Source organism: Campylobacter sp. 2018MI34, assembly GCF_016598975.1.
GTDB lineage: Bacteria > Campylobacterota > Campylobacteria > Campylobacterales > Campylobacteraceae > Campylobacter_D.
Window position 1 is genome coordinate 1 of sequence record NZ_JAENKS010000137.1, and the last position, 441, is coordinate 441.

Consider the following 441-nt stretch of genomic DNA (forward strand, 5'->3'; position numbering starts at 1 on the left):
TCAGCAAACAGTAGATGATAGAGCCACCAATTCCTGAGAGACCTGTATTATCGATGTGGGGGTTTCCCATATCGCTTGTATAGTAGCTTATTCAAAACGTATCGTCTTAAGCATAGAACCGGAGCATTGAAAATCAGTTATAATAGCGAACGATAAAGAAACTCAAAGGCATCTACGATTGCCTCGCTGGCTATAATTATGTATTTGAACACGAAGTAGGATGTAAAAGCTCCTAAGATAAGATATGCAATGGTTACTGCTATTCTGTATTTTTTCTCACCACGCTTTACCCTTTCCCATTCGGATTTCAAAATACTGGAGCTATACCTGAAATACTGCTTTACTACCTCGGTGCAATCAACTGTAGGATCAGCGCCAACCATGTGTTCACTAATGATGCTAAGGAGTTTTTTTTCTTCGTTAGTTGGAGTATCACTTGAT

Annotated in this window: 1 protein-coding gene; it reads right to left on the reverse strand. The window is 39.2% G+C overall.

All coding sequences use genetic code 11. The features are described 5' to 3' along the window. Positions 1-137: 137 nt before the first annotated feature. The coding region (locus JG676_RS08830) for a hypothetical protein (RefSeq protein WP_210328691.1) at positions 138-441 on the reverse strand (304 nt) is incomplete at its 5' end.